This is a genomic window from Longimycelium tulufanense (genome assembly GCF_014645795.1).
Classification (GTDB): domain Bacteria; phylum Actinomycetota; class Actinomycetes; order Mycobacteriales; family Pseudonocardiaceae; genus Longimycelium; species Longimycelium tulufanense.
This window is the reverse complement of the sequence record NZ_BMMK01000011.1, coordinates 173556-199628: the sequence shown is the minus strand read 5'-3', so window position 1 is coordinate 199628 and position 26073 is coordinate 173556. Positions and strand designations below refer to the sequence as shown.

Genomic DNA, 26073 nt, shown 5'->3' with positions numbered 1-26073 from the left:
TCCACAGGAACCGCAAACACCGCAGTCACGTGATCTTCTCCCGTAAGTCAGGGACCCACGGGCGAGCTGGACGCGATGACCCGCACGCTCTACGCTTCAAGAAGCGCAGAAGCCGCCAAGCTTGCGCACGGACCTCGCGGGTAGCCGCCCGCTAAGTCCACCTCTCGGCCCGGTCGGGGTAGCCGCCCCACCGGGCCGTTTTGCTGTCACCGTCACCAGCACCAGGAGCGATGTCTAGCGACACCTCTAATACTAGAGCTGAAATAAGATCCGTCAAGGTCTTTCGCGTACTCTGTTCGAGTGATGACACCAGGGCTAAGATTGGAGCTGAAACCATCGAGTCAGGGGAAGTCATGGCGAAGGACTGGCAAGCTGTAGCCGCCGCGATGCAGAAGCGGCTAAGCGACCTCGACATGACGCAGGCCGAGCTAGTGCAGCGGGCGCGAGTGGCCCCGATGACGGTCCGCGAACTGCTGTTCAACGAACGCCCCCGCCGGCGCAGCCCCCGCACACTGGCTGCCATCTCAGAAGCTCTGGGCTGGTCCTCTGGCCACCTCGCCGCTATTCGCGACGGCACGCAGCCGACCGACCCGGACGACGGAGACCCGATCCTGACGGAGCTGGACACCATCAAGGAGCAGCTCACGGCGCTCACCCAGCGCCTTGACGCCGTCGAGAGGCAGCTAGCTGCCGACGACGAACGGTCATAAGTCGTTCAACCCGTCTGACCAGGTGATATGTACAGTCCTGTAACTCGTGTAAGGCGAACGCTGGCCGCCGCCTGACGACGGAAATCCGCCCCTGACTATCGGCGCGTGCTCTGACTGCTCCCATGCCATCGAGCATCGTCGATCAGTGACCCTCGCCACAGTGTCGCGAGTGGTGTCACGGTGATGACATGGTGATGCGCTCACGTCACCAACGCAGCACCTTCGCCACGAGCCATGCCGGTGAGAGACTCAGCACCGGATGCCCCACCACGCAAGGGGGAGAGATGGCCCACGAGTTTCCTGTTTGGTCGCAGCGCATTCGGTCGCTGCGGGAGGCGCGCGGGTGGTCGCAGGCCGAAGCTGCGGAGCGAATGCGTACGCACGCGAAGAAACCTCTTCCCGACACAGACAACCTGTTGCGCCGGTGGAAGGCATGGGAACTCGGCGAGAACAAGCCAGGGAACTTTTACGCCCCGATCATCGCGGCCACACTCGGTACGGTAACAGCGGCCCTGTTCCCTCCCGCTCAGGAAGCCGGAACCGTCGATCTAGAACTGTTGAGCGCAACCGGCATGGATACGCTCGAAATCGTCAGCCGACTGAACGCGTCCGCGGTCAATGAGGCTACGCTACAGGGTGTCCGCATTACCGTTGAGAGGTTGTGCTCGGAATACGCATCAAGCTCAGCGCACGAGCTAATCATAGAGGGCAGGCGATGGCTTCGCAGGATCGCCGAAATGCAAGAGCAGCGTCTGAGTTTCCGCCAGCGGCGCGAAACGCTCGAACTAGCCGGATGGCTAGCATTGCTGGTCGGATGCCTCGAGTATGACTCGGGTGACCGCCGAGGGGCTGAAGCGACAAGAAAAGCGGCGCTCAGTCTAGGGGAGGAAGTCGGCAGCGCCGGAATTCTCGGCTGGGCACACGAGATGCGTGCATGGTTCGCGCTCACGTCAGGTGACTACCGTGGTGTGATCGCAGCCGCCGAAGCTGGTCAGGATGCCGCCGGAAGCCACAGCGTCACCGTCCAGTTGATTGCACAGGAGGCAAAAGCCTGGGCGCGCATGGGACGACGGGCAGAGATGGAAAACGCACTCGAACGCGGACGCTCGCTACTCGAATCGCTGCCCTATCCGGACAACATCGATAACCATTTCGTTGTCGATCCCACGAAGTTCGACTTCTACGCTATGGACTGCTACCGACACATCGGAGAAGACCGACTAGCGCGCACACTCGCAGACGAAGTGATCAGAGTTGGAACCGATTTCAACGGCTACGAACGGTCACCAATGCGCATTGCCGAAGCTCGGATTACTCTCGGTGTCGCCGCCGCACGCGAAGGAGACCTAGAGGAAGCTGTGACGCACGGGCGCAGAGCAATCGTAGGCGACAGAAAGTCGCTGCCATCACTTGCAATGGTCTCTCAAGATCTAGCGACAGTCCTCAAAGTGGAGTATGGCCGTGAAGCCGAGTCACGTGCTTTCCTTGAAGAATTGAACGCGATCAGGCGAACCTGATCAAAGGCAAGGAGCACATGCCGTTAAAAGTGAGCGAAATTCTCAAAATCCTCGAAGCAGACGGGTGGTATCTCGTTGCCACCCGAGGAAGCCACCGACAGTACCGTCACCCTACGAAGCCAGGTCGAGTCACCGTGCCGGGCAAACCCAGCAAGGTGTTGCCGATCGGCACCGAACGAAGCATCCTGAAACAAGCAGGCATCGACCGGAGGTCTGTGTGATCACCTACGCGATCATCATCGAACGCGCCGAGGACGGCGGTTACGGCGCGTGGTGCCCAGATCTGCCCGGATGCGTCGCACTCGGCGACACCGAAGCCGAAGCCATCGCGGAGATGAGGGAAGCCATCGCGTTCCACCTCGAGGGCTTGCGCGAAGAAGGCTTGCCGATCCCGCACCCGAGCACAGTCGCCGCGACCACGGTCACCACCGACGCAGCCTGACCCGCCCGACCCTGGCGCACGTCGTGAGAACTTTCTCTACCTGGTCAAGGCGGCCCGCCTGCGGCGGGCCGCTCGGCCGGCACGCCAGGACCCGCCCGCGCAGCCCGCTCGGCCCCAGTGTCCGAGTCGCCCCGGCAAGCGAGCGTGCGGCCTCCGGCCGGTCTCGCGCCGGGGCGACGGAGCAGGACCGGCGGGCGCGCGGCCGGGACAGGACGGCCGACGTCCCGCCGGTCGGGCCGCAACCAGAAAAGAAAGATGCCCTCGCCGGGCCGGCAGGTCTCCGGGATGGCCCGAGCGTCGGAGCGCTGCGGTTCGTGGTGGCCGCCCTGGCGCACCATCCCGTCGACCTCCCGAAGGGCTACCACGCCGCGTCAAGGGGGCGGTTCGGCGCCGAGGCTGCGGACTCAGCGCAGGTGCCCCCTTGACACGGCGTGGTCGGGCGCTGCCAGGTCGACGGGATGGTGCGAGCGGCCCCCACTTTGATGGGAGGAGACAGCCCTGGCTCGCGTCAGCAGGAAGTCAGCAGGCCTGCTGCCACCAGGCGACACAGAACAACACTCGTCGACACAAAGCCCAGCACAGACAGCACACCGCGTCACCGGCCGATCTCGGTAGACAACCCGAAACCGCGTTGACACGGTAGAGGTCACTGGTTCAATCCCAGTATCGCCCACGCGCCCGGGGAGACGTGTGTTCGCGGAAAGCCCGAACCGGCTCGTGCCTATGTGTTTTGTGGGGGCGAAGCCCCCACACCCCACCCGGGGCAAGCCCCCGGACCCCCTCCGCTGGTTGCTTGGGCAGGGTTCGGTTGCGGCATGTTGGGGTGCGGCTTCCGCCGTGGTTGCTTCGGCAGCACTTGCGCACCGGCTCCGTTGGGCCCGGACACTCGCCGTCTGTTCGACAGGGGCATGGCGCCACATCACGCCGTCCGTGGTGTGGCAGGCACACTCCCCGGAACCTGCCGTCGCGCCTGGACAGGTCCTGCGCACCACATTTGGCCGTGTCCGGACGCACGATGGCTGTTTGGCAGGACAGCGCCGGGTATCGAAGTGGTTTCCGTTCAGGCTCGCCGCGCGGGGCCGCCTGTTGGTGACGCCCCGGCTCGGGTTGCCCGCCCCGCCAGAACCGGGTTGCCCGAGCCGGGGGTCCCGCGCGCAGCGCCTACGCTCGCTGGGCCCGAGCGGAGGCGTCAGTGCGCGCCGTGGTGGGCCACTGCCGGCAGCCCGCCGGCCTGCCGCTGCCCGTCGGCCTTGCGCAGGATGGCGTCGGCCATCACGTCCCGCCCCGGCAGGTTGAACGGGCGCCCGAGGGAGCGCATCAGGGAGTTCTCGGTGGGCCGGTAGACCCCGCGCCTGTGGTAGTAGGCCCCCTCGAAGGCGCCCACCAGCCCGCCGTCCGGTGAGGGCCGGCCGATGTAGCGGTGCCACTTGAGCCGACGCTCCTGCTGCGTCCTGGCGTCGTGGATCGAGACGTTCACCTCCCGCGGCTCGGTGCCCCGGTACAGGTCGTTCGGGTAGTCGTACTCGTCGGCCAGCCCGCCCAGGGAGTGGCCGAGCTCGTGCGGAACGATCTGCCCGGCCTGCTCGTTGCCGCCGGACGACGTCGCGACGCGCCCACCGGCACCGCCGTACTTGGTCGTGTTACCGAGCGCGACCACCTGATCCACCTCGGGCGCCAACGCCGCGTACCACTGGGCCCTCCGCTCGTCGACGCAGAGCAGCCGCTCCAGCCCACCGCACCAGAAGCCCATGTCGAGCGTGGTGTTCCGGCTGATGCCGCGGACCGGGTCGTTGTCCACCCCGGACTCCGGCGAGACGACGTTCACCTGCCACACGTTGAACCGGTCCTCGAGCTGGCCGAAGGGCACCACCTCGAGGAGCTGCTGCCATCGCCGCACCACCTGGTCGTGGTACTTGCCCAGCTCGTCACGGGTGTACCCGTCGCCGACGAAGACCAGGTCCAGCCGCTGGTTGGACGGTCCCGTCCAGTGGATCGGCACCACGTCGGCGGAGGGGATCCCGAGCGGTTCGGCGGTCGGCCTCCGCTTCGGGATCCGTACCCGGGTGATCGAGCTGTCCGGGGAGAACACCTCGCGAACCTCGGTGTCGCCGGACGCCGCTGTGCCGTGTCCCGGCGGTGCGATGGCCACGAGCGCGCCCAGGGTGGCCACTGCCACCGCGAGCACCGACAGCCGTTGCCGAGCGGCCACGGTCCACCCCCTCGTGATGTTGTTCCCTGGCAAGGGAACCTGCCATCACTGTGAGGTGGTCGGGATCATTCGAAACCGCCATAACATCGCGATGACCTGGCGGCTTTACGCAACGAGCCGCGCACCGCGCGTTCAGCGTGCGGTGGTTGCTGCGCGGGTCTTGTCGGTGAGCTCAGGGAGGTAGCCGTTGGCGTGCCCGTCGAGATTCGGGTGGTACGACTCGTTCACCGGCCAGCTCAACCGGTTGATCCACTCGTTCTGTGAACACACACCGTGCCCCGCGAAGCGCGCCCGGGCGTCCAGGAAGTCGAAACCGGCGGCTGCGGCACGACCCCCGACAACCCCGGCAAGCGCGTCCGCAACCTCGTTCAGTCGGGTGCGCCGCGCCTCGCTGATGGCACCGAAGATGTTGCAGGGGCCCATCTCGAACAGCCGCGGATAACCGACCACGACCACACGCGCTGCTGGCGCGCGTTCCCGGATCGCCGCGTAGACGGTGTCGAGTCGGGAGGGAAGCTCGTTGCGGATGAACTGTTCGGAGTTGTCGACGGCACGGTTGCACTGGACGTCGCTGCCGATCTGGCAGGTGGTCATGGTTTCGGTGAACCCGGCGTCGGTGCCGCCCACCGAGACGGTGACGAGGCCGGTGGCTGAGTTCAGGGCATTCAGTTGCCCCGTCCGCACATCGTTGGCGGTGGCGCCGGAGCACGCGACGAACTCGAACGACGTGACGCCGTTGTTGCGCGCCCACAGAGCCGGATATGCCTTGGTACTACGGCGACAGTCCCCGCTCTCGGGGATGTAGTCGCGCGTGCCGAGGCCGGAGGAGAACGAGTCACCCAACGCGACGTAACGAACCTCGACGGCCTGCGCGGGCGCGGCCACCAGTACCGAGGCGGCGGGGACGAGGAGAGCCAGGGACAGACGGAGGACCGAACGGATCGATCGCATGACGACCTCCGGGCAGGGGATGGTCCTCATCCTCGCCGCCACCGGTCACGGCGGCAAAGCGGAACGTTCTCAGTCCGGAATCACCAGGCAGGAGGGCGCCCGGGTCGCCAGCTGCGCGCCCGTGGCGTGCAGCTGACCCGTGCGTGCGGTGACCTTGAAGCAGACCACCGAGTGACCGCGCTCGTTGCACGCGTAGAGATGCCGGCCCGAGGGGTCCAGGGCGAGGTCGCGTGGCCAGCTCCCGCCGCTGGGCATCGTGCCCAGCAACCGTGCCGAGGCTCCCCCGTCGCTCAGGGCGAAGGTTGCGATGCTGTCGTGGCCGCGGTTGGAGACGTAGCAGAACCTGCCGTCGCCCGAGACCACGACCGCGGCCGGGTAGTTCCGGCTCCCGATGGTCTCCGCGACGGTGGGCAGCGTTCGTTCCGGCCTCAGCTTCCCGTTCTCGGGATCCCAACGGCAGACAATGAGCGTCGAGTCGAGCTCGCCGACCAGGTAGGCGAATCGCCCGGTGGGATGGAAGGCGAGGTGTCGGGGACCGGAACCGGGCCGCAGCCGGGCGCCCGCGTGCGTGTGCAGCCGGCCCCGCCGTGGATCCAGCCGGTGGACCAGCACGCTGTCGCTGCCGAGGTCGACCGCGAGGACCCAGCGGCCGCTGGGATCGCCGAGTACCTGGTGGGCGTGTGGCCCCTCCTGGCGCTGCGGGTCCAGCCCGGACCCGGTGTGCTGGACCAGGTCCGTGGCCTCCCCCAGTCCCCCGTCCGGGGCTATCGGGTGCACGACAATGCTTCCCGAACCGTAGTTGGCGGTGAGCAGGAAGCCCCCGCTCGGGTCGACGCTGAGATGGCACGGTAGGGCGCCCAGGGTCGGCTGCACCCCCAGCGGGCGGAGCCCGTCGGGGCCGAGCCCGAGCGCCGTCACCAGGCCGTCGTCGACCTCGTTCACCGCGTAGAGGGTCCGGCCGGACGGGGCCGGCGCCAGGAAGGAGGGGTTGGTGCCCAGGTCCACGACCCGCTCCTGCCGTGGCTCGCCGGTGCGGTGGTTCAGGGCCAGGACCGCCAGGCCGGGGCCGCCGGCGTCGCCGGTGGTGTAGCCGCCGAGGTAGGCCCGTAAGTCGGTGTGCTCCCGCCTCATCCGTCCCCCAGGGCCGCGCCGCGCCGCGAGGCGACGGGCGAAGCGAGCATCGCAACGCGGCGACAGGACGCGCGGCGAAGCCCGGAGCCGAACAATCCAACGTCCGACATGTCTACGCCAATCCGGTAGTTGTCCTCAACGTGGTCGATCATGGCGAAAAAGAGTGTCCGGCGTCCCCGCAACGCCGGAACGGGGTGCGCCGGACCGGCCGGCAGGTGACGCGCGGTGAGCACCGGAACCGGTGTACGCAAAGGATCGCCACCGCATCGGGTAATCACGCAACGATCAGCGCGTACACGCAACGCCTGGCGGATGAAACCGCTGGCACGAGCCCCTTAGCCTTGCGACATGACCGTGACCGACGACCGTCCCGCCACCGGCGCGCCCCTGACGGCGGCCGACTACATCGCGCTCGACGAGCAGTGGAGCACGCACAACTACCACCCGCTGCCGATCGTGATCGCCGATGCCGAGGGCGCCTGGGTGACCGACGTCGCCGGGCGCCGCTACCTGGACTTCCTGTCCGGGTACTCGGCGCTGAACTTCGGCCACCGGCACCCGGCCCTGGTGGCCGCGGCCACGGAGCAGCTGGGCCGGGTGACGCTGACCAGCCGGGCGTTCCACCACGACCAGCTGGGCCTGTTCTGCCGGGAGCTGGCCGAGCTGACCGGCACCGAGATGGTGCTGCCGATGAACTCCGGCGCCGAGGCCGTGGAGTCGGCGATCAAGGTGGCCCGCAAGTGGGCCTACCGGATCAAGGGTGTCCCGGAGGACACCGCGGAGATCGTGGTGGCCGGCTCGAACTTCCACGGTCGCACCACCACGATCGTGTCCTTCTCCACCGACGACACCGCCCGCGCCGACTTCGGTCCCTTCACCCCGGGCTTCCGGGTGGTCAGGTACGGGGACGCCCAGGCGCTGGCCGCCGCGATCACCGAGCGCACCGCGACCGTGCTGATCGAGCCGATCCAGGGGGAGTCGGGCGTCGTCGTGCCGCCGTTGGGCTACCTGCGCACCGTGCGCCGGATCTGCGACGAGAACAACGTGCTGATGATCGCCGACGAGATCCAGTCCGGGCTCGCCCGGACCGGTGACCTGCTCGCGCTGGACCACGAGGGCGTGCGCGCCGACCTCTACACGCTGGGCAAGGCGCTGGGCGGCGGCATCATGCCGGTCTCGGCCGTTGTCGGCCGCGCCGACGTGCTCGGCGTGCTGCGCCCGGGCGAGCACGGCTCGACCTTCGGTGGCAACCCACTGGCCTGCGCCGTGGGCCGGGCGGTGGTGCGACTGCTGGCGACCGGTGAGTTCCAGGAGCGCTCCCGGGAGCTGGGCGCCCATCTGCACACCCGGCTGCGCGACCTGGTCGGTCAGGGCGTCGCCGAGGTGCGCGGCCGCGGCCTGTGGGCCGGTGTCGAGATCGCGGCCGGTGGGCCCACCGGGCGGCAGGCGTCCGAGGCGCTGGCCGAGCGCGGCGTGCTGTGCAAGGAGACGCACGACACCACGCTGCGGGTCGCGCCGCCGCTGGTGATCAGCCGCGAGGAGCTGGACGCCGGCATCGACGCCATCGCCGGCGTCCTCGCCCGCTGACGCGGGCACGGAGCGAGGCCGGGGCGCAGGTTCGCCCCGGCCTCACCGATGTCCTGCCCACGTACGGTTCCTACCGCGCCATTGCGGCCATCTGCTGGCACATGTCGGCGCACTTGCGGCACATGTCGGCGCACTCGCGCATCATCTGGTCGTCCATCTTGCCGCACATGTCGGCACACGAGCGACATACCTCGGCGCACATCCGGCTCATCTGGTTCGCCATGTCGGACTGGCGCATCATCATGTCGGCGTTCATTCGACACGTCTCGGCACAGTCCACCAGCATCATGATCACCGGCCGCTGGGCCATCTGCCCACCCTGCTGGAGACAGTGGTTCATCGCCTGCTCGCACATGGTGTGGCACTGGTTGCACATGTCGATGCACTGCCGCATCTGCTGGGACATCTCGGCCATCTGGGTCATCGCCAAACCTCCGTTGTCAGGCCGCCACGCCCGCCGGACACAGGGCGGGATGAATCCCAGTCGACTCCGGACGCCTGATGAACGCCACCGGAGGAGCGCCTAACGGGTGACCTCCTGGTACGGACAGCGGAACCGAGGCGCTCCGAGGTTCGGCATCGTCGCCCGGCCCCGTTCGCCCGGATGGTCCGAACCGCTCGACGGTCCTCGTTGGCTTCTCGGCTCTGGCGTGGTCGCTGGCGGGCGCGGGCCGGTGGTCAGGCCCGGACGGCGTCGCGGGACAGCGCGACCAGGCGTGAGACCGCGCGCAGGTACTTCTTCCGGTAGCCGCCCCGAAGCATCTCCTCGGTGAACAGCGCGGAGAGGGACGCGCCGGAGACCGCGACCGGGATCGCGGCGTCGTAGAGGCGGTCGGCGAGGACGACCAGCCGCAGGGCCACGTCCTGGTCGGGTGCGGCGTGCACGCCACGAAGGTGCACGGCGGTGACCCCCTGGACCAGGCGCCCGTAGCGGGACGGGTGCAGCCGTCCCAGGTGCGCGCACAGGTCGTCGAAATCGTCGAGGGTGGCGCCCCCGATCCCGGCGGCACGGCGCGTCAGCTCGTCGTCGGAGACCGGCTCGGGCGCGTCCGGCAGGCCCCGGTGCCGGTAGTCCGGCCCGTCGACGCGCACCACGCCGAAGCGGGACGACATGGCGTGGATCTCGCGCAGGAAGTCGTCGGCCGCGAACCGCCCCTCGCCCAGCTTGTCGGGCAGCGTGTTCGAGGTCGCGGCGACGAACACGCCCGCGCCGGTCAGCTCGCTGAGCAACCGGGTGACCAGCATGGTGTCGCCGGGGTCGTCCAGCTCGAACTCGTCGATCGCCAGCAGCCGGTGGGTGGAGAGCCGATGTACCGCCTCGGCGAAGCCGAGCGCACCGACGAGGTGGGTCAGTTCGACGAACGTGCCGTAGGACTTCGGTCCCGGCACCGCATGCCAGAGGGAGGCCAGCAGGTGGGTCTTGCCCACCCCGAAACCACCGTCCAGGTACAGGCCCGGCTGGGCGGGCGCCGGGTCGGTGCCCCCGAACAGCGACCGCAGCCACGAGCGGCGCGGCGGGCCGGCGGCGACGCCCTCGGCAAAGCCGCGGCAGGCGGCCAGTGCCGCGGCCTGGCTGGGCTCATCCGGGTTCGGCAGGTAGGTGTCGAACCGGACGGCGCCGAACCGTGGTGGCGGTGTCATCGCCGCGACCAGCTCGTCCGCGCCAACCACCGGCGCGCGGTCGGTCAGCCGCGGGATGCTCATGGCGGTGAGCCTAACCTGGGCCGGTGCACAGCCTGTGGCCCATCGAACTGATCTCACAGCCCGCACTGGACGACGCCGCCCTGGAGCGCGTCTACGCCTACCCGGAGCCGCTGGAGCGGCCGTGGGTGCGGGTGAACTTCGTCTCCAGCCTGGACGGCGCGGTGTCCGTCGACGGGCTCTCGGCGGGCCTGTCCACCAAGCCGGACAAGCGGGTGTTCGCCCTCCTACGGGACCTCTGCGACGTCGTGCTCGTCGGCTTGGGTACCGCCCTGGCAGAGGGCTACCGCGGGGTCAAGCACACCGAGGTGCGGGCCGAGCGACGCCGGCGGCTGGGCCTGTCGGAGGTGCCACCGATCGCGGTGGTCACCCGCACCTGCGCGCTGAGCTCGGACTCGCCGCTGGTCACCGACGCGGTGGTGAAGCCCGTCGTGCTGACCTGCGCGGCTGCCCCGGCCGAGCGCCGGCAGGAGCTGGCCGAGCTGGGGGTGGACGTGGTGGTCGCCGGGACCGACGACGTGGAGCCGGCGGCGGCACTGGCCGCGCTCGCCGAACGCGGACTGCGGCGCGTGCTGTGCGAGGGCGGGCCGGCGTGGTTCGGCACGTTGATCGCCGCGGACGCGGTGGACGAGCTGTGCCTGACCCTGTCCCCGCTGCTGACCAGTGGGGACGCCGGTCGGATCGCGCGGGGTCCGGCTCCGGCCACGCCGCTGGGCCTGCGGCTGGCCTCGGTGCTGTACGCCGCGGACACCCTGCTGCTGCGATACCTCCGGACGACGGGCTGACGCGCCGCCGCTTCACCACTACGAATGAAGCCGGCGTGATGATCCGGGACGGTTCCGGGCCACCGGGCATCCGATTCTGTGTCCGGTGCCGGTCGAACGGCCGGTGGTCGGGCGCGGCGGAGATCGGTCCAGGGTGGCGGCTCGGGGTCCGGCAGGCGGCTGGCGGATCGGGAGGGAGCCCGCGGCCCGCGTGCGGTGAGGAGGCGGGAGGCCATGAGCGCTCCCGGGGAGCACCTGGTCGAACTCGTCGCCCGGGCGGTGCGCGAGCACCCGGCCGTCGCCCGGTTGGACGGCGGGCCGGACGGTACCGTCGTCTCGGAACTGCCCGGCGGCCGGGTCCTGGGCGTCCGCGCCGACGAGCCGGGTCACCGGGTGCGGATCGCCGTGGTCGTGCGGTGGGGGCATCCGCTGCCCCAGGTGGTCGACGAGCTGCGGGAGCGGGTGCGTGCGCTCGCCGGTCGGGTACCCGTCGACGTCACCATCTCCGGGGTCGCGGCTCCCGTGGACGAGACCGACGGGACCCTCTCGTAGGCCGGGTCACGAGCCAGCGGTCACCCACCCGCACGCCGTCGGCGCACCGACAGGAGGTGGATCCATGAAAGCGACCCATACCGGACTGCTGGCTGGTCTCATACTCGGCGCGGCGGGCGCGATCGGCGGTGTCGTCGCCTTCCTGATCGCCCTGGTTGTTGGCCTGATCGGCCTGGTGATCGGGCGGGTGCTGGACGAGGAGCTGGACCTCGGCGAGATCTTCAGCCGGCGCCGGCGTTCCTGAACCGCACCTGTGGCACCGGAGGCTGGGCCGCGGGTGAGCGGGTACCGACCGGTGCCGATGCCCATGCCGGTCGCGGTGCGGCTCGACCTCGGCGCCCACCGATCGGAGAGATCGCGAATTCGCCGGGCACGGGCGGTGCCGGCACGGCAGGATGGCCGTCGTGGCGCTTCCGATCTCTCCTCCGGTGAAACCGATCCTCGCCACCTCGGTGAGCGGAGTGCCGGAGCGTGCCGACCTGGTGTTCGAGCCGAAGTGGGACGGCTTCCGCTGCCTGGTCTTCGCCGACGGCGACGAGGTGCTGCTGCAGTCCCGCAACGGCCGGGACCTCGCCCGCTACTTCCCGGAGGTGGTCGAGGCGGTGCGGGCGGCCGGGATGGTGCCCGCCGTGCTGGACGGCGAGCTGGTCGTCGACCGCGGCGCCCGGCTGGACTGGGACGCGCTGACCGAGCGCGTGCACCCGGCCGCGAGCCGGGTGCGCAAGCTCGCCGCCGAGACACCGGCCCGCTTCGTCGGCTTCGACCTGCTCGCCCGGGACGACGAGGGGTTGCTGGAGCAGCCGTTCACGGCGCGCCGGGACGCCCTGCTCGAGGTCGTGCCGGAGGGTGCCGACCGCGTGCACGTCACGCCGGCCACCTCCGACGTCTCCGTGGCACGGAAGTGGTTCCACCTGTTCGAGGGCGCGGGGCTGGACGGGCTGATCGCCAAGCCGGTCGGCAGCACCTACACCCCGGGCAAGCGCACGCTGCTCAAGATCAAGCACGAGCGGACGGCCGACTGCGTGGTCGGTGGGCTGCGCTGGCACATCAACACCGAACCCGGCACCGCGGTCGGCTCGTTGCTGCTCGGTCTGCACGACGAGCGTGGCGTCCTGCACTTCGTCGGCGTCGTGGGTGCCTTCCCCGCCGCGACCCGCCGGCGCCTGGCGACCGAGCTGTCGCCGCTCATGGACGGTGGCGAACGGGACCATCCCTGGCTGGGCGAGCAGGCCCGGGACGGGCGCCGGTTGCCGGGCGCGGTGAGCCGGTGGCGGACCACCGAGCAGGAATGGGTGCCGCTGCGCCGGGAACGCGTGGTGGAGGTTGCCTATGACCATACCGAGGGCGGCCACCCCGCCCGGTTCCGGCACACCACGCAGTTCGTGCGGTGGCGGCCGGACCGGGACCCGGCGTCCTGCGGCTACGACCAGCTCGAGGAGCCGGCGAGCTACGACCTCGACGCGGTACTGCACGGCGACGTCCGGCCCCGGTCGACATGAGAACCAGCCTGCCGACGACGTCTCGGCTTTGGACGGAATTCCCGATGGTCGCAAGGGACGCCGGCATCCCCGCCCGCAGCGCTGGTACGCATGCGCGTGCCATGGGTGGGACCGGGGTCGCGGTGGCGGGCTACGCGAAACCGCCACCCCCTCACCCGGGCCTCACCGGCGTCGTGTCAGGCTCCCCAGCACCGTCCTCGACCAGGAAGTGAGGAGCAGCCGTGCCGCGAGCCGCCATCCGGGCCGCCGCGCTGCTCCTGCCGGTGGCGCTGGTCGCCCTGGTGAGCTGCACCGTCGGCCCGTCCCGTGAGGTGCCGGTGGGCCTGCGGGGCGACGGCCCCGGTGCGCAGGCCCCGCCGCCGACCGGGAGCGCGGCCCGGCCCGTCCCCGAGCTGGAGGAGTCGACCGCGGACCTGATCGACTGGTCCGACTGCACCGAGCTCACGAAACAGCGACTCGGGAACGACGGGGGCGGGGGCGCACAGTTCCGCTGTGGACGGTTGTCCGTCCCGCTGGATCCGCCGGAGCGGCCCGGCCGCGGCTTCATGCGGCTGTCCCTGCTGAAGGTGGGCAACGGGCGGGTGCCCCTGCTCGTCGTGAACGACACCGACGGGGAACCCGGGACGCTGCACGCCGCGCGCCTGGCCAGCCGCATGCCCGAGGAAATGCTCCGGCGGTTCACGCTGGTCGGGGTGGACCGGCGGGGTACCGGCGGCTCGAACGCACCGGAGTGCGTGCCGGACGAGCAGCGGCACATCATCACCTCCTTCGACCCCCTGACGCGTGACCCGGAGCGCCTGCAGGACCTGCTGGACGCCTTGCGCCGCGGTACCCAGCAGTGCCTGCTGGACCTGGAGACCAACCTGTCCGCGTTCGACGCGTGGCGTGCCGCGGGTGATCTGGACCGGGTGCGGGAGGCGCTCGGGGTGTCGCGGGTGAACGCGCTCGCGTCCGGCACCGGTTCCCGGGTCCTCACCACCTACGCGCACCGTTTCCCCAGCGGGGTGGGGCGCTTCGTGCTCGACGGCGTGCCGGATCCGACCACCGACGCGGTCGGGCGGGCCGAGGCGCGGGCCGCGGCCGCCGAGCGGGCGCTCGACGAGTTCGCCCGGGACTGCGTGGCGCGGGGTTGCCCATTGGGTGGGGATCCGAAACGGGCCGTGCACTCCCTGCTGGACCGATTGCGGGGTGCGCCCAGTTCCGCCGGTGACGTGCCGGTGACGGCGGGCACGGCGATCCGGGCGTTGCTGGCGGGACTGGCTGACCGCCCCCGGTGGCCGGGGCTCGCCGAGTCGTTGGCCAAGGCCGGAAACGGGGACGGCTCCGGGATCGCGGCGGCGGTGCAGCCGCTGGTCATGGGCGATGGCGAGCGGGCGCCGACACTGGACGGCATCTGGATGAACTCGTGCAACGACACCCCGACCCGGGTGTCGTTCGACCGGATCTCGGCGCTGGCCGGGGAATGGCAACAGAAGTACCCGACGTTCGGCGGCTATCTCGTGCAGACGTTGATGGCGTGCTCGGTGTGGCCGCAGGCGAAGCCGTTGCCGCCGCTACGGAGCGTCGACGCGCCACCGATGGTGGTCGTGGGCACCGCCGTGGACCCGGTGACACCGCTGCCGGGTGCCACGCACGCCGCCGGTGAGCTGGCGGGCTCGGTTCTGGTGTCCTGGCAGGGCAGCGGCCACGGTGCGTTCCCGACCAGCCCCTGCGTCACCACGGCCGTACAGCGGTTCCTGCTCGACGGGACGGTGCCCGTGAACGGGATGAACTGCCCGCCGTAGTCGACGCAAAATCGGAAACGCGGCCGTGGCCGCGAGGGTCGTCGTTCAGCGGCAGCTTCCGCAGCAACCGCACGAAGGTCCGGTGCACGTGCTGCAGCAGCCGCAGCCGCCCTGGGCGCGAACGTCCATCGGGAACCTCCTTTGGTCCGGTATCAGGGACGCGACCAACCGTATGCAGATGTGCGCATGCGTGACAGCTCCGTGCGAGCGACGCTGACATGGCATCCCGGTGATCCCGCCGTCACCGAGCGAAACCAAACCACCGGAATGTTCCCGCGCGGCCCTACTCGGCCGGGTGGATCGGGCAGTCGGTGACCGCCTCCACGTAGACCCACCACGGGCCGTGCACGGTGTACAGGGAGCGGCCGGCCTCGACCACCGCGAGGTTCTCGCCGACCAGGCGGTCCCGGTCACCCTCGTCGAAGGTGGCGGCCCAGCCCCCGCCGCCGATGAGCATCACCGGGCGGCCGGCCCCATGCCGGGCCGCGTGCTCGTCCAGCCAGTCGGCGACCTGGTCCGGCGTCCAGAGCACGGCGACCGGCGTCGAGCGCAGGCGCGCGGTGCGGTCCGTGGTGGGACCGTCGCGGGGCTCCCGGTAGACGTGCCAGTGGATCTGGCGAATCTGCCAGGTGTCGTTGACGATCACACTAGTTACTGTCGCGCGCGCAGCCACGAAGACCGGTGAACCCCACCCGATCCGAACGGGTGAGCTGGGCAGATCAGCAATGGAACGTCGGCGCCATCACCCGCTTGGTGCGAGCCGCCGCGCGGTGCGAACATGGTCGGGTACCCCGACCGATGACGACCAGGAGACCCGGTGAGCGAACTCGACGACCTCGCCCGCCGCATCACAGCTCTTGAGGCCCGTATGAAGGAAGTCGCACGGGATGCTGGTGCCGCACGCGTGCTGGCCAGTGGGGCGGACGGCGACGTGTCCGAGCTGCGGGCGGTTCTCCGGTCGCACACCTCGGTACTCAACACGATCCGCTCCGACCAGCTTCAGTTGCGCCTGGAGCTCACCAACCGCATCGACCAGCTCGAGGCGAGGCTTGATGCCAAGGTGGATCACCTGGAAGCCAGGCTCGATACCAAGGTGGGGCAACTCGATACCAAGGTGGACCAGCTCGACGCCAAGGTGGACCAGCTCGACGCCAAGATCGACATTAAGGTGGACCAGCTCGACGCCAAGATCGACACCAAGGTGGACCAGCTCCGCTCGGGACAGGAGGAGATCCTTCGCCTCCTGCGCGAGCGTGGCTGATCACGGCTCGCGTCCGGACACCGTCACGTGCTTTCTTCCTCATCGGTGTTCCTCCGCCGCTTCGAGGGCTGGACGCGTGGGGGCTCCCCGGGCATCTTGGGGTACTCCGGCGGGTAGGGCAGTTCGCCGCCATCGCCGTTCCGCTCGTCCCGTTCGAACCACTCGAGCAGTGTCTCGATCCCGAATGCCGTGCTGTCCAGGGACTCGTGCGCGTCACCGTGCTCGGCAAGAATCGCCGGCACGGTGCGCACGTCGAAGTCGTCAGGGTCCACTTCGGACATTTGGTCCCAGGTGACCGGCATCGACACCGTGGCACGCTTCGTACCCCGCACCGACCAGGCCGAGGCGATCGTGCGGTCCCGCGCCGCCTGGTTGTAGTCCAGGAAAACGCGGCGCCCGCGTTCTTCCTTCCACCAGGATGTCGTGGCCTGGTCCGGCATTCGTCGCTCAACCTCCCGAGCGAGCGCGATGACGGCGCGCCGCACGTGGACGAAGTCCCACTCCGGACGGATACGGACCAGCACGTGGATGCCACGGCCGCCCGAGGTCTTCGGGTAGCCAACGACGTCCAGTTCGTCCAGCACTTCCCGGAGCACCCCAGCCACCCGCACCGCGTCCCCGAAATCCGTTCCCGGCTGGGGGTCCAGGTCGACGCGGAGCTCGTCCGGATGGTCCACATCGGACCGTCGTACCGGCCAGGGGTGCACCTCGAGGGTGCCCATCTGCGCGGCCCAGGCGAGCACGGCCGGCTCGGTGGGACAGATCTCGTCGGCGAAGCGGCCGCTGGGGAACCGGATCCGGACGGTCCGCACCCACCCTGGTGCGCCCTTGGGCACCCGCTTCTGGAAGAAGTCCTCCCCGTCCACTCCGTCGGGGAAGCGTCGCAGCATCGTGGGCCGCTCCCCCACCGCGCGCAGGATGGCGTCGCCGACCGCCACGTAGTAGTCCACGACGTCCCGCTTCGTCACCCCGACGTCGGGGAACACGATCCGGTCCGGATTGCTCACCCGGACCACCCGCTCCCCGACAGCGACCTCGACCGCAGGAGCTTTCATGCGGCCACGTTATGCCGTTCCGGACGGCGGCGCTGGGAGAACGGGCGCACGCACCCGGTGGCCGGTCCCGTCCGGGGACCGGGCGGTCGCGAACGGCGCCGGCCGATGTCGGCTGCGCCGCAGACCGGCGCGGTGGCCCGGGTTGCCCGCTACCGTGGAGGCGTGGTGGACCGCGACGAGCGCCGCGAGCCGGACCCGGCCGCGCCGGCCGGGCTGTTCGCCGACGAGCTGCTGGGCCTGGACCCGGACGATCCCGAGGCCCGGGCGTTCGCCGAGCACCTGGAACGGATGCGCCGGGTGCGGCCGAGCTACACCGTCGAGGGCTACCTGGCCGGGGTGAGCGACTTCGCGGAGTCGGCGAACCGGGCCCGGGGCCACCGCCGCCTGGTCGCGGTGGTGCTGGTCGGCCTCATCCTGCTCGGCGTGGCGTGGGCCGTCTGGGAGGCGCTGATCTTCGTGTTCGGGACCTTCCTCGCGGCCTCGGGTTAGCGTGGAAGGCGTGGAAAGTCCCGGAGGAACCCCGAAGATCGCCAAGTCCGATCAGGAATGGCGCGAGCAACTCAGCCCGGCCGAGTACCACGTGCTGCGCGAGGCCGGCACCGAGCCGGCGTGGACCGGCGAGTACACCGAGACCCGCACCCGCGGTGTCTACCACTGCCGGGCCTGCGGCGCCGAGCTGTTCAGCAGCGGGACCAAGTTCCAGGCGCACTGCGGCTGGCCGGCGTTCTTCTCCCCGCTCGCCGGGGACCGGGTGATCCTGCGCGAGGACCGCAGCCACGGCATGGTGCGCACCGAGGTGTTGTGCGCGGCCTGCCACAGCCATCTCGGCCACGTCTTCGAGGGCGAGGGCTACCCCACCCCTACCGACCAGCGGTACTGCATCAACTCGATTTCCCTCACGTTCTCGCCGGTCGAAGACTAGATCACTCTCTCAGCGTAGTCGCTGGCTACGCGGAGCTACACGGTAGCGCAGCTCCCCTTGCCGGGTCGAGCCGGGCTCCGTGTCCTCACCCCTCCCTGCGGCCCGCGGCCCCCGTCGCGCCTGCTCAGGCGGTCTCGGTGCCGGACGGCCAGGATCCGCCCCCCATGTGGTCCGACGCCGAGTGGGGCATCAGCTCCCCTCCTGATGGCACCGCCGCGGTCCATGTCGATGAGGACTGGGCGAACGCCGGGGACGAGGAGTGACCGCCATGGCACGCCCCGTGGGCGCAGACGCGTTGGAACGCGACCGCCGCGAATGGTGCACCTGTGGACACCGTCGCTGGTCTCACGGCTCCTATGACATCGACGGTGAATTCCGGGGCGTCGGCGGCGCCACCTGTGGCATGGAGAGATGCTCTTGTGCTGTCTTCGAGCTGAGGAGGAACTGAGGATGCTGTCAAGCATCGAACGCGCCCGTCGGTTCGCGGTGAAGTTCAACGCTGACGCGCCAAGGCTCATGCCCACCGACGAGACCATGGCGGACACGTTTCGGAACTGCACCCGGCCGCCTAAGCCAGAGATGTACGACGAGATCCGCAACCAAGTCATGGAGCTTCGCGTCGAGCACAACGAATACTGCGGTTGCGACATCTACGAGGGGGCGTCATGAGCCGGATAAACGCCCCACAGGACAGTGGCAGTACGTCATGAACCATCTAAGATACGCCACCGAAGGAACCCGCCGTGACCATCAACGTCCCGCTTCTGCGTAAGGCGCTTAAGCATGTCACCGCACGTCCCGAGGAATGGGATCAAAGCACGTGGGCGTTCCGTACATCGTGCGGAACCGTTTACTGCCTCGCCGGGCACATCGCCACCATGGCCGGTTGGAAACCAGAGTGGAATTCGTTGTGGGAAGCTAGAGTCTTCACCAAGGACGGGGCACGGAGATTCGCTCCGGATGTAGCAGCCGAAGCGTTGGGCGTGGACGAACGAACATCACTCGTCAACGTCGAAAACAACGAGTATCTTTTTGCCGCCGGCAACTCACTTGATGACCTGTGGCGCATCGCGTCAAAACTGACTGATGGCGAGATCGAAGTTCCCGAGGATCTGCCGGAGCTTTGACATGGCCCGTCTCACCGTCGCCCAGCACAACGCGATCATCGAACGCGTCCGCGAGGTTGCCGTGTTGACACGCCAGACACCGCCGTTCAGCGAGTCTCGGATGCTGCTCATCCGTGTCGCCAACGACGTCCGCAACGGCGAGTCCTACGCCACCATATGCGGATACCTCGACAAGGCAGAACAGATCGCACACGACGAAATGGAGGTGTCGCCATGAAGGCACACGTGGCACGCCGGGTGCGTTGCACGTTCCTCGGTGACGACCGAAACACGATCGTGGCGTTGGAGGTGCGCTACCACGCGCACGACCCGTGGGTGATGCGATTCCACTTCCGCTACCCCATCCAAGAGTGGACGATCGGGCGGGAACTCGTCGACCAGGCCGTCGCCAACCGCGACATGCCGGCCGGCGAGGGTGACGTGGTGTTCCAAAACGCGGGACCGGAAGAACTCATGCTAACCCTGCGCTCCCCGTCAGGTCGGTGTCGGCTGATGCTCAACCGAGCCAATCTTCGGCAGATCCTGAGCGCGTCCTATGCGCTGGTCCCCGCTGGCGAGGAACATATCGACTGGGATGAGGAATTCGCGCGGCTGGGGGCGCTATGACGCCCTTCCTCGCTGACGTCCTGGCCCGTGTCCGACGCGGCACGCTCACCGGACAACCCGAGCTGTTCGCCCGATACCGCGGTGACTCCAGTTGGCAGCCCGACGGATGTGGGCGCGACACCGCGTCGGCACTCAACCGGCTATGGCGAATGCGGCTCATCGAACCACCACCCGAGTGGCGCACCTACGGACCCTACACACCCACAACGGCGGGATGGCTCGCATGAACGACTACGGCCTGACGGTTCCCCTGGAGGGGGAACCGTGTGTCTACTGCGGACGGCCCGCATCCGAAATGGTGTTCGGCCCCACTGACGCGTGGATCTGCCACGACGACGGCGTCACACCCGCCTGTGTCCGTGCACGCCACGAACCCGCGCCTCACGAGGTGGCAGCGTGATCCGCCGGCACAGCACCGCCCAAGGGCGTTTCTATGTCGACACCGACACCGGAGAACGATGGCCCAGCGTTACTACCGTGCTGTCCGCCGTGAAGGTCGGCACCAAGGACAAAGCGTTGATGCGCTCCTACGCCACCAAAACGGCGTGGCGCGCCGTCGACAACGTCGAGGAGCTGTGGGAGCGCATCCACCGCGACGGGAAGGACTCCGCCGCGAAATGGCTCTCCGCCGCACCTGAGGAACACATGCAACAGGCGCGAACGCGCGGGGACGCGCTGCACACCATCGTCGACCGTCGTACCCGCGGTGAACACGCCACAACCACCGATCCCACGGTGTCGCGCATGGTCGAGCAGTGGGAACAGTGGTGTCGAGACTGGGGTGTCGACATCGTGGCGCCCGAGGCCGTCGTCATCAACCGCACCACCGGTTACGGGGGGACAGCAGACTGGTTCGGCATCTGTCACCAGCTCGACGACGCCCTGGTGATTGGCGACTACAAGACCGGCACATACGGCCCATATCCCAGCGCGGCGCTTCAGCTTGCCGCTTACGCCTGGGCTGAGTTGTGGACCCCCGGCGGTGACCTCAACAGCCTGGAACCGTTCCCGTGGGCGAATCCGGATGTCGGATACATCGTCAAAGTCCGCCCCCACGGTGTCGAGATGTACCGGACCGTGCAACCGCTCAGTGATCTGTTCCGCACCTTCACGGCCATGGTTCACGTGCATCGATGGGGTCAACTCGACAAGAAGGACGTGTTTGACCTCGTCGACAACGAGGCCGCCGAACGTCGGCGGTCATTCCACCCAGAGGAGATCAACTGACATGACAACCACGATGGACATGACCGAGGCCGTTGCGCTCGACCTCGGCCCCGGCCAGATGCCCGTCAAGCGGCGCGGGCGGATGCCGCAGCCGAACCCGTTCACTGACGTTGTGGCGGTCGCGTTCGAAACAGGCACACCGCGCTACACGTGGCTGGAAGGCGTAGACGTTAAGAAGCAGCGGGCGCTCATCCACAAGGCCGTGCGTGTACTGAACAGGGATCACGGCACGAGCCTGAAGGCCAGGATCGAAGTCGTTGAGTGGGACGGCGATGATGGCCGCGCTCTTGTGTTTGAGCTGTACGCGTACGAGCCCGAGCCCAAGCACTAACCATGCGGGTGTCTCGCGGGACGTGCGACAGGTGCGCGCAGTGGTGGTACGGCGCAGATAGCCCCCACTGCTGCGCGTGCCGACGCACCTTCCGCACCGTCGCAGACTGGGACTGGCACCGAAACCACGTACCCGACTGCAACCGAGCACGAGCCACCTACGACCCGGTAATCCGCGTCTGGGAACGCATCCCCTACTGAGACAGGCAGATATGGTTGACGCACTAATCAGCTTCATTATCGTGTTTCCTATCGCCTTCCTCCTATTCTATTGGATATGTAACAGAAACAAGTAAGCTGAGACCGCCCTACCTCTTACGCGTGTGGCACGTCGGTCACAAGGGCAAGAAAGGCACAACCGTGACCGACCAATTCGACGGACCCGGCAGCGCGTCGGGCATCGACTGGAACGAGTACAACGGCCGACTGCTCCTCATCGCGCCACTTTCGCGCGAGGAAGTCAACACCCAGAACTACGGCGTAAAGGAAGCCATTCGCGCCGACGTCATCGTTCTAGACGGCGACGACGCGCCCGAAGGCTACCCCGACGTCCTCATTTTCCCGAAGGTGCTTCAGGGACAGCTTCGGTCGAACGTCGGCAAAGGCCGCATGAACCTCGGCCGCCTCATGCAAGGCGAAGCGCGTAAGGGGCAAAAGCCGCCCTGGATTCTCGCTGACCCCACTGACGCGGACAGGGAGAAGGCGCGCGCGTACCTCGCGTCACAGGAAGAGCCGCCGTTTTAAGACTCGCCGTGGTCGACCTCGCGGCAACGACCGAGGCTATCGCGCTAGGCGAGGACTGGGCGCGGACTTCGCCAATGTCCCCGGTGACCACGCGCAGCTCTTGTGAAGGAAACATGCAATGACAGCACCACCGTACGCGGAAGAGGACGACCCTGCCGAGTGGCAGTGTGACGTGTGCCTCTCCGATGACGTCATCTACTTGAAGTGGTGCGCCAACGGCCGCATCGCATCAGCGCTCTGCGAACGCTGCGGACGAGAGGACAAGTAATGCGGCAACACATCCTGAAGCTACGCATCGAATGGTGCCGCATCCGCGAGGCGTTCTGGGGTATCGCCATCGACGTTCTACGCAACGTCAACGCACGACTGGCCGTGAAGGCCGCCGACCGCTGGGCTGATGCGTGGGTAACGCGACTCCTTCTTGAGGAACGACTGCGCGACGCCGGGGGGACGGAGTGAAGCGACTTCGCTTGACAGGTCTCACTGTCGGGATACTTGCTGCCGCTATGATAGCGGTGGCATGCGACGAGCCTCCTGTATACGTAAACTCCTGGCTCAGCGCTGAACGACTAAACTACGCCTGCGGCAAATTCGGCGGCGTGAAAACAATCCAACCCGCCGAAGACGACAGCGGAGTGCCAACGATCGTTACATGCCAAGACGGCAAGGTAGCCGCTCTTTATACCGGCCATAGCGTTCACCGCGATTACGTCTGGGTGGAAGCACGGTGAGAATCTTCGGCACGTGCGTCCACTGCGGCAAAGTCGCCAACGGCGAGGACATCTCGCAGCATGACTACTGCGTCGACCCACAGTGCCAAGCATGGTACAACGCCGTGCTCGACGGGCATGACGACGATGCGGCGCGGCTCGAACGTGAAATCGACGCGCAGTGGAACGCGCCACCGGCGCTAGCGGCCGCCGCTTGCTACTACGCCCAGCACTACGGGTGGCCCGTGTTTCCGCTCAAGCCTGGGACGAAGGAACCTGCCACACCGCACGGATTCGAGGACGCCACCACCGACCTGCGTCACATCTCCGCGCGGTGGCGACGCAACCCCAACTACAACATCGGCACGCCCACGGGGATTACGTTCGACGTGTTCGACGTCGACGAAGGAGCAGACCAGTGGTACCAGCTCCGGCGTCACCAACACTCCGACGAGGTCTATGACCCCCATGGCATCGCCGAAACACCGCGGCACATCGGGGGGCTACACGTTTTCCTCCTCCCCACAGGAGGCGGGAACTGGTCGAAGCGACTGCCGGGCTGCGACTTCCGCGGCCGGGGCGGGTACGTCGTGCTCGCCCCCTCCGTGCTCGACGAGTACGACGGCCGCCGCTACCGGTGGCGCTTCAGGCCGTCCGATCAGATCAAGGTAAGGAAGAAGGCATGAAGCAGGGGGCACCGCTACCGAGGCGGATGAAGCCGTCGTCGGAAATCACTGGAAATGTGACGGCAGCGTGAAATTCCTCATCAAGCTTGAGCCGACAGACCACGTCGAAAAGAACACGTACAGGTGGCGCGTCGCTGAGCGCTTGCAAAAAGATTGGGGTCTCGACCATATGCACTGGCTGGCCAGTGGTTACGCAATGGACAAGGAAAGCGCGCAACGAGCCGCCGAAGAGTTCGCAACCGCATGGGCACGCGGACAAGTCGCATATGAATACGAGGTGCAGGCGTGACCCAGCCCTGGGGCGAAACCCCCGAAGACAACATCCGACGCGGCATGGAATTCGTCCGCCACCACAGCCCCATTCTTAACGACTACCACCAAGGAGGACGCATCACCGTGAACAAGCCGAAGCAACCCACCCAACTCGACCGCGTAAGCGTCGCCGTCAACGTCACCGCTAACACCCTCGGCGTCTCCGCATGGGTATGGCTCGGTGACTGGCGCTACGCCCTCACCAGTCTGCTTGCCGGCGCCAGTGTCGCCACCGTCAGCAAGGCACTCCGCGAACGAAGGAAGAAGGCGTGAACGAGCTGCCCAAGGTCGGTGACAGGGTGCGTGCAGCTCGCATCACCGAAGGTGTTGTCGAAGAATTCTCGGGAAACGAATTCTTTGTCAAGGCCGACGCCGACAATGTCGACCTTGACGCGTGGGTTTGGGGCGAACGTGGCTGGACATGGGAAATCCTCCTACCCGACCCCATCGACGATCCGGTAGGGACCGTGCGGATAGACGATGACGTCAACGTCGATGCCGCTGCCGTCGACTTCTACACCAAGGTCAAATCCAACGTGTGGTGCCGGGCTGGTTACGCCACGTTCTACTCCGACAACCACGTAGCCAAATACCGCATCCTCGCCCGACCGGAGGTAGACGCGTGAAACCACTGCCACACGCGGCATATGACCCTGCCGACTACCCGTGCTGGCGAGACGCAAACTGCCACCATGGCGGCAACCACCACTGCGACGGCTGGTACACGGCAGCAGGAAGCCCTTGGCGACACTGCTGCGCATGCGGCACAGGACGAAATGACCCTCACAGCTTTCAGTGGAAACTGGAGTCTACCAGGTGATCATCGGACTGTCTGGCTATGCCCAAGTCGGCAAAGACACCGTCGGCAGCATCCTTATCGAACACGCCGTATTCGAGCGTGTGTCGTTCGCCGACAAGGTGCGCGAGGTGGCGCTAGCGATCAACCCTGACATCTGCTTCGACTACTGGCATTCCAACTTGCGGCAATTGGTCGAAACAAAAGGCTGGGAAGAGGCCAAGAAGATCGAAGACGTTCGCCGCTTCCTGCAACGCCTCGGCACCGAAGCCATACGCGAGCATCTCGGCGAAGACGCATGGGTAAACGCCGCGCTACCCGACTATCGCGAGTATTGCTCCTCTCATGCAGGTGTCGTTGTCACCGATGTGCGCTTCCCCAACGAAGCCGCGCGCATCAAAGACCTTGATGGCGAAGTGTGGCGCGTCGAACGCCCCGGCTACGGACCAGTCAACAACCATCCTTCCGAAACCGCCATGGACGAGTGGCCTTTCGACCGGCACATCCGCAACGACGGCAGCCTGGAAGACCTCAAGTGGTCAGTTTTCCGCGCGTACATGGAGATGCGATGAACTACGACTGTGTGCAGCTCTGCCAAAGCTGCCTCGGCAGTGGCGTTGACATCCACGTCACACCCAACGGTGTCGCCACTGTCAACGACTGCCCCGACTGCGACGGAAACGGCCTGCAACGGCAGCAGGAGACAGAAGCATGACCACCCGCGCACCCTTTAGGCCGCGACGGAGATTCAGCCCACCGCCGACGCGGTCAGAACTGCTGTGGGATGGCGTCGACTTTGACGGCACCATCTGCAACAACAGCGGCCCCCCGGACTTCCAGCCCCTCGAACCGATCTGGGACAACGTCAAAAAGATCCAGCGGCTTGTCGACGACGGACGAAAAATCTGGATCTTCACCGCGCGTCCGTGGGCCGACTACGAACTCATCGAAGCGTACCTCAATCACTACGGCATCCCCTTCCACGGCATCGTCTGCGGAAAACTACTCGTCGCGCGCCTCTTCGATGACCGCGCCTTCAACGCGGCGCTAGAGGACTGGTCAGCATGCAACCCTGGCTGAGAATCGAAATCATGCGGAGGCTGATAGGCATGGAACGGTGCGACGTGTGCGGCGACCTTGTCGAAAACCTCAACGACTTCTTCGACCACCTACGCCGCGAACACGCAGACCTCTACAACAGACAGACACCGCCCGGGGACGACCGATGACAGACTACGACGACTTTGAGATAGCCGGCCTGCGCGTCGGCGCGTTCCTCCGCTGCCGGCGCTGCGGCAACAACGCCTACGTCGTCACCGACTGGAGCGGCTACGCGCAAACCCTCGGCGAAATGGTCACCGAAGCCGACTCACACCAATGCGGGGATCCCACATCGTCGCCGTGCTGCTCCGTAGGCATGCCCAACATGAGGAGCAGAAATGACTGAATG

39 protein-coding genes are annotated in these 26073 nt (G+C 67.6%); 32 read left to right on the top strand and 7 right to left on the bottom strand.

Features of this window, described 5'->3' with window-relative positions; genetic code table 11:
- Positions 1 to 353: 353 nt before the first annotated feature.
- From IEY55_RS14095 to IEY55_RS14080, 4 genes are all read left to right on the top strand, one after another.
- Positions 354 to 710: an XRE family transcriptional regulator gene (locus tag IEY55_RS14095; RefSeq protein WP_189057863.1), complete on the top strand. Its 357-nt coding sequence runs from the start codon at positions 354 to 356 to the stop codon at positions 708 to 710.
- Positions 711 to 994: 284 nt separating this feature from the next.
- Positions 995 to 2227 carry a helix-turn-helix domain-containing protein gene (locus IEY55_RS14090; protein WP_229686357.1) on the top strand — a complete coding sequence of 411 codons (1233 nt, stop codon included), beginning with the start codon at positions 995 to 997 and terminating at the stop codon, positions 2225 to 2227.
- Between the two features lie 17 nt (positions 2228 to 2244).
- Complete coding sequence (locus IEY55_RS14085; protein WP_189057861.1) at positions 2245 to 2448, top strand: type II toxin-antitoxin system HicA family toxin; 204 nt, start codon at positions 2245 to 2247, stop codon at positions 2446 to 2448.
- Entirely contained in the window at positions 2445 to 2669 is a 225-nt protein-coding gene (locus tag IEY55_RS14080) for a type II toxin-antitoxin system HicB family antitoxin (protein ID WP_189057859.1), read from the top strand. The genes IEY55_RS14085 and IEY55_RS14080 overlap by 4 nt, the downstream gene beginning before the upstream one ends.
- Positions 2670 to 3858: 1189 nt before the next feature.
- Here IEY55_RS14080 and IEY55_RS14075 read toward each other — a convergent pair.
- The 3 genes from IEY55_RS14075 to IEY55_RS14065 form a co-directional block, all read right to left on the bottom strand.
- The gene (locus tag IEY55_RS14075; protein WP_229686356.1) at positions 3859 to 4878 is read right to left on the bottom strand and encodes a M64 family metallopeptidase; all 1020 of its coding nucleotides are present in this window, start codon (positions 4876 to 4878) and stop codon (positions 3859 to 3861) included.
- Positions 4879 to 5010: 132 nt separating this feature from the next.
- Positions 5011 to 5829, bottom strand: coding sequence for an SGNH/GDSL hydrolase family protein (locus IEY55_RS14070; RefSeq protein WP_189057857.1), 819 nt, complete (start codon positions 5827 to 5829; stop codon positions 5011 to 5013).
- Between the two features lie 69 nt (positions 5830 to 5898).
- Complete coding sequence (locus IEY55_RS14065) at positions 5899 to 6960, bottom strand: lactonase family protein (RefSeq protein WP_189057856.1); 1062 nt, start codon at positions 6958 to 6960, stop codon at positions 5899 to 5901.
- A gap of 348 nt (positions 6961 to 7308) precedes the next feature.
- Between IEY55_RS14065 and rocD the strand changes: the two genes are divergently transcribed.
- The gene (rocD, locus tag IEY55_RS14060; RefSeq protein WP_189057854.1) at positions 7309 to 8547 is read left to right on the top strand and encodes an ornithine--oxo-acid transaminase; all 1239 of its coding nucleotides are present in this window, start codon (positions 7309 to 7311) and stop codon (positions 8545 to 8547) included.
- Positions 8548 to 8617: 70 nt separating this feature from the next.
- Here rocD and IEY55_RS14055 read toward each other — a convergent pair whose 3' ends face one another.
- Together IEY55_RS14055 and zapE are read right to left on the bottom strand one after the other, a co-directional pair.
- Entirely contained in the window at positions 8618 to 8971 is a 354-nt protein-coding gene (locus IEY55_RS14055; protein ID WP_189057852.1) for a four-helix bundle copper-binding protein, read from the bottom strand.
- A 254-nt stretch (positions 8972 to 9225) separates the two neighbouring features.
- Positions 9226 to 10251 (bottom strand): cell division protein ZapE, encoded by a 1026-nt coding sequence (gene zapE / locus IEY55_RS14050; protein WP_189057850.1) that lies wholly within the window; start codon positions 10249 to 10251, stop codon positions 9226 to 9228.
- 23 nt (positions 10252 to 10274) lie between these two features.
- Here zapE and IEY55_RS14045 point away from each other — a divergent pair, with 23 nt between their 5' ends.
- The 5 genes from IEY55_RS14045 to IEY55_RS14025 all read left to right on the top strand — a co-directional run bounded on the left by IEY55_RS14045 (position 10275) and on the right by IEY55_RS14025 (position 14847).
- Complete coding sequence (locus IEY55_RS14045; RefSeq protein WP_229686355.1) at positions 10275 to 11033, top strand: pyrimidine reductase family protein; 759 nt, start codon at positions 10275 to 10277, stop codon at positions 11031 to 11033.
- A 213-nt stretch (positions 11034 to 11246) separates the two neighbouring features.
- Complete coding sequence (locus IEY55_RS14040; RefSeq protein WP_189057848.1) at positions 11247 to 11564, top strand: Asp23/Gls24 family envelope stress response protein; 318 nt, start codon at positions 11247 to 11249, stop codon at positions 11562 to 11564.
- 64 nt (positions 11565 to 11628) lie between these two features.
- Positions 11629 to 11808 (top strand): hypothetical protein, encoded by a 180-nt coding sequence (locus IEY55_RS14035; protein ID WP_189057846.1) that lies wholly within the window; start codon positions 11629 to 11631, stop codon positions 11806 to 11808.
- Between the two features lie 160 nt (positions 11809 to 11968).
- Positions 11969 to 13063: an ATP-dependent DNA ligase gene (locus IEY55_RS14030; protein ID WP_229686353.1), complete on the top strand. Its 1095-nt coding sequence runs from the start codon at positions 11969 to 11971 to the stop codon at positions 13061 to 13063.
- A 221-nt stretch (positions 13064 to 13284) separates the two neighbouring features.
- A complete protein-coding gene (locus IEY55_RS14025; protein WP_189057842.1) occupies positions 13285 to 14847 on the top strand; it encodes an alpha/beta hydrolase in 1563 nt (520 codons plus the stop codon).
- A gap of 283 nt (positions 14848 to 15130) precedes the next feature.
- Here IEY55_RS14025 and IEY55_RS14020 read toward each other — a convergent pair whose 3' ends face one another.
- Positions 15131 to 15493 carry a hypothetical protein gene (locus IEY55_RS14020; protein WP_189057840.1) on the bottom strand — a complete coding sequence of 121 codons (363 nt, stop codon included), beginning with the start codon at positions 15491 to 15493 and terminating at the stop codon, positions 15131 to 15133.
- Between the two features lie 171 nt (positions 15494 to 15664).
- On the opposite strand from IEY55_RS14020, the gene IEY55_RS14015 reads away from it, so the two are divergent.
- Positions 15665 to 16108, top strand: coding sequence for a hypothetical protein (locus IEY55_RS14015; protein ID WP_189057838.1), 444 nt, complete (start codon positions 15665 to 15667; stop codon positions 16106 to 16108).
- 23 nt (positions 16109 to 16131) lie between these two features.
- On the opposite strand, the gene ligD is transcribed toward IEY55_RS14015, so the two are convergent.
- Entirely contained in the window at positions 16132 to 17163 is a 1032-nt protein-coding gene (gene ligD, locus IEY55_RS14010; protein ID WP_189057837.1) for a non-homologous end-joining DNA ligase, read from the bottom strand.
- Positions 17164 to 17325: 162 nt separating this feature from the next.
- Here ligD and IEY55_RS14005 point away from each other — a divergent pair, with 162 nt between their 5' ends.
- The 21 genes from IEY55_RS14005 to IEY55_RS13910 all read left to right on the top strand — a co-directional run bounded on the left by IEY55_RS14005 (position 17326) and on the right by IEY55_RS13910 (position 26070).
- Positions 17326 to 17652 (top strand): hypothetical protein, encoded by a 327-nt coding sequence (locus IEY55_RS14005; protein ID WP_229686352.1) that lies wholly within the window; start codon positions 17326 to 17328, stop codon positions 17650 to 17652.
- Positions 17653 to 17662: 10 nt separating this feature from the next.
- Positions 17663 to 18085 (top strand): peptide-methionine (R)-S-oxide reductase MsrB, encoded by a 423-nt coding sequence (gene msrB / locus IEY55_RS14000; RefSeq protein WP_189057835.1) that lies wholly within the window; start codon positions 17663 to 17665, stop codon positions 18083 to 18085.
- Positions 18086 to 18535: 450 nt separating this feature from the next.
- Positions 18536 to 18754 carry a hypothetical protein gene (locus IEY55_RS13995; protein WP_189057834.1) on the top strand — a complete coding sequence of 73 codons (219 nt, stop codon included), beginning with the start codon at positions 18536 to 18538 and terminating at the stop codon, positions 18752 to 18754.
- A 74-nt stretch (positions 18755 to 18828) separates the two neighbouring features.
- Positions 18829 to 19212 (top strand): hypothetical protein, encoded by a 384-nt coding sequence (locus tag IEY55_RS13990; protein ID WP_189057832.1) that lies wholly within the window; start codon positions 18829 to 18831, stop codon positions 19210 to 19212.
- Between the two features lies 1 nt (position 19213).
- Complete coding sequence (locus IEY55_RS13985) at positions 19214 to 19429, top strand: hypothetical protein (RefSeq protein ID WP_189057830.1); 216 nt, start codon at positions 19214 to 19216, stop codon at positions 19427 to 19429.
- Entirely contained in the window at positions 19426 to 19818 is a 393-nt protein-coding gene (locus IEY55_RS13980; protein ID WP_189057828.1) for an SsgA family sporulation/cell division regulator, read from the top strand. The genes IEY55_RS13985 and IEY55_RS13980 overlap by 4 nt, the downstream gene beginning before the upstream one ends.
- Before the next feature lie 396 nt (positions 19819 to 20214).
- On the top strand, positions 20215 to 21045 hold the full coding sequence (locus IEY55_RS13975) for a hypothetical protein (RefSeq protein ID WP_189057826.1): 831 nt from the start codon (positions 20215 to 20217) through the stop codon (positions 21043 to 21045).
- A 1-nt stretch (position 21046) separates the two neighbouring features.
- Positions 21047 to 21376 carry a hypothetical protein gene (locus tag IEY55_RS13970; protein WP_189057824.1) on the top strand — a complete coding sequence of 110 codons (330 nt, stop codon included), beginning with the start codon at positions 21047 to 21049 and terminating at the stop codon, positions 21374 to 21376.
- Positions 21377 to 21378: 2 nt separating this feature from the next.
- Positions 21379 to 21576, top strand: a complete 198-nt coding sequence (locus IEY55_RS33210) for an FDXHR family putative zinc-binding protein (RefSeq protein WP_444543290.1) — start codon at positions 21379 to 21381, stop codon at positions 21574 to 21576.
- A 120-nt stretch (positions 21577 to 21696) separates the two neighbouring features.
- Positions 21697 to 22119 (top strand): hypothetical protein, encoded by a 423-nt coding sequence (locus IEY55_RS13965; protein WP_189057822.1) that lies wholly within the window; start codon positions 21697 to 21699, stop codon positions 22117 to 22119.
- Positions 22120 to 22237: 118 nt separating this feature from the next.
- The gene (locus IEY55_RS13960; protein ID WP_189057820.1) at positions 22238 to 22387 is read left to right on the top strand and encodes a hypothetical protein; all 150 of its coding nucleotides are present in this window, start codon (positions 22238 to 22240) and stop codon (positions 22385 to 22387) included.
- Positions 22387 to 22578, top strand: coding sequence for a hypothetical protein (locus IEY55_RS13955; RefSeq protein WP_189057819.1), 192 nt, complete (start codon positions 22387 to 22389; stop codon positions 22576 to 22578). The genes IEY55_RS13960 and IEY55_RS13955 overlap by 1 nt, the downstream gene beginning before the upstream one ends.
- 268 nt (positions 22579 to 22846) lie before the next feature.
- Entirely contained in the window at positions 22847 to 23515 is a 669-nt protein-coding gene (locus tag IEY55_RS13950; RefSeq protein WP_189057817.1) for a bifunctional DNA primase/polymerase, read from the top strand.
- Positions 23516 to 23582: 67 nt separating this feature from the next.
- Positions 23583 to 23804, top strand: coding sequence for a hypothetical protein (locus IEY55_RS13945; protein WP_189057815.1), 222 nt, complete (start codon positions 23583 to 23585; stop codon positions 23802 to 23804).
- A complete protein-coding gene (locus IEY55_RS13940; RefSeq protein ID WP_189057813.1) occupies positions 23801 to 24100 on the top strand; it encodes a hypothetical protein in 300 nt (99 codons plus the stop codon). The genes IEY55_RS13945 and IEY55_RS13940 overlap by 4 nt, the downstream gene beginning before the upstream one ends.
- Complete coding sequence (locus IEY55_RS13935; protein WP_189057811.1) at positions 24097 to 24453, top strand: hypothetical protein; 357 nt, start codon at positions 24097 to 24099, stop codon at positions 24451 to 24453. Before IEY55_RS13940 ends, IEY55_RS13935 begins: the two co-directional genes overlap by 4 nt.
- A 190-nt stretch (positions 24454 to 24643) precedes the next feature.
- Positions 24644 to 25195, top strand: coding sequence for a deoxynucleotide monophosphate kinase family protein (locus IEY55_RS13930; protein WP_189057810.1), 552 nt, complete (start codon positions 24644 to 24646; stop codon positions 25193 to 25195).
- Positions 25192 to 25338 carry a hypothetical protein gene (locus tag IEY55_RS13925; RefSeq protein ID WP_189057808.1) on the top strand — a complete coding sequence of 49 codons (147 nt, stop codon included), beginning with the start codon at positions 25192 to 25194 and terminating at the stop codon, positions 25336 to 25338. Before IEY55_RS13930 ends, IEY55_RS13925 begins: the two co-directional genes overlap by 4 nt.
- The gene (locus tag IEY55_RS13920; protein ID WP_189057806.1) at positions 25335 to 25703 is read left to right on the top strand and encodes a hypothetical protein; all 369 of its coding nucleotides are present in this window, start codon (positions 25335 to 25337) and stop codon (positions 25701 to 25703) included. Before IEY55_RS13925 ends, IEY55_RS13920 begins: the two co-directional genes overlap by 4 nt.
- Before the next feature lie 11 nt (positions 25704 to 25714).
- Positions 25715 to 25852, top strand: a complete 138-nt coding sequence (locus IEY55_RS13915; protein WP_189057804.1) for a hypothetical protein — start codon at positions 25715 to 25717, stop codon at positions 25850 to 25852.
- The gene (locus IEY55_RS13910; RefSeq protein WP_189057802.1) at positions 25849 to 26070 is read left to right on the top strand and encodes a hypothetical protein; all 222 of its coding nucleotides are present in this window, start codon (positions 25849 to 25851) and stop codon (positions 26068 to 26070) included. The genes IEY55_RS13915 and IEY55_RS13910 overlap by 4 nt, the downstream gene beginning before the upstream one ends.
- Positions 26071 to 26073 lie beyond the last annotated feature (3 nt).

Coding starts and splice junctions, on each gene's coding strand:
- IEY55_RS13915 (WP_189057804.1), top strand. CDS start 25,715: ATGCGGAGGCTGATAGGCATGGAACGGTGCGACGTGTGCGGCGACCTT.
- IEY55_RS13970 (WP_189057824.1), top strand. CDS start 21,047: ATGACAACCACGATGGACATGACCGAGGCCGTTGCGCTCGACCTCGGC.
- IEY55_RS13925 (WP_189057808.1), top strand. CDS start 25,192: ATGAACTACGACTGTGTGCAGCTCTGCCAAAGCTGCCTCGGCAGTGGC.
- IEY55_RS14070 (WP_189057857.1), bottom strand. CDS start 5,829: ATGCGATCGATCCGTTCGGTCCTCCGTCTGTCCCTGGCTCTCCTCGTC.
- IEY55_RS13955 (WP_189057819.1), top strand. CDS start 22,387: ATGCGGCAACACATCCTGAAGCTACGCATCGAATGGTGCCGCATCCGC.
- rocD (WP_189057854.1), top strand. CDS start 7,309: ATGACCGTGACCGACGACCGTCCCGCCACCGGCGCGCCCCTGACGGCG.
- IEY55_RS14095 (WP_189057863.1), top strand. CDS start 354: ATGGCGAAGGACTGGCAAGCTGTAGCCGCCGCGATGCAGAAGCGGCTA.
- IEY55_RS13920 (WP_189057806.1), top strand. CDS start 25,335: ATGACCACCCGCGCACCCTTTAGGCCGCGACGGAGATTCAGCCCACCG.
- IEY55_RS14040 (WP_189057848.1), top strand. CDS start 11,247: ATGAGCGCTCCCGGGGAGCACCTGGTCGAACTCGTCGCCCGGGCGGTG.
- IEY55_RS13985 (WP_189057830.1), top strand. CDS start 19,214: ATGGCCCGTCTCACCGTCGCCCAGCACAACGCGATCATCGAACGCGTC.
- zapE (WP_189057850.1), bottom strand. CDS start 10,251: ATGAGCATCCCGCGGCTGACCGACCGCGCGCCGGTGGTTGGCGCGGAC.
- ligD (WP_189057837.1), bottom strand. CDS start 17,163: ATGAAAGCTCCTGCGGTCGAGGTCGCTGTCGGGGAGCGGGTGGTCCGG.
- IEY55_RS14065 (WP_189057856.1), bottom strand. CDS start 6,960: ATGAGGCGGGAGCACACCGACTTACGGGCCTACCTCGGCGGCTACACC.
- IEY55_RS13960 (WP_189057820.1), top strand. CDS start 22,238: ATGACAGCACCACCGTACGCGGAAGAGGACGACCCTGCCGAGTGGCAG.
- IEY55_RS33210 (WP_444543290.1), top strand. CDS start 21,379: ATGCGGGTGTCTCGCGGGACGTGCGACAGGTGCGCGCAGTGGTGGTAC.
- IEY55_RS13995 (WP_189057834.1), top strand. CDS start 18,536: ATGCTGTCAAGCATCGAACGCGCCCGTCGGTTCGCGGTGAAGTTCAAC.
- IEY55_RS13910 (WP_189057802.1), top strand. CDS start 25,849: ATGACAGACTACGACGACTTTGAGATAGCCGGCCTGCGCGTCGGCGCG.
- IEY55_RS14085 (WP_189057861.1), top strand. CDS start 2,245: ATGCCGTTAAAAGTGAGCGAAATTCTCAAAATCCTCGAAGCAGACGGG.
- IEY55_RS14055 (WP_189057852.1), bottom strand. CDS start 8,971: ATGACCCAGATGGCCGAGATGTCCCAGCAGATGCGGCAGTGCATCGAC.
- IEY55_RS14090 (WP_229686357.1), top strand. CDS start 995: ATGGCCCACGAGTTTCCTGTTTGGTCGCAGCGCATTCGGTCGCTGCGG.
- IEY55_RS13980 (WP_189057828.1), top strand. CDS start 19,426: ATGAAGGCACACGTGGCACGCCGGGTGCGTTGCACGTTCCTCGGTGAC.
- IEY55_RS14035 (WP_189057846.1), top strand. CDS start 11,629: ATGAAAGCGACCCATACCGGACTGCTGGCTGGTCTCATACTCGGCGCG.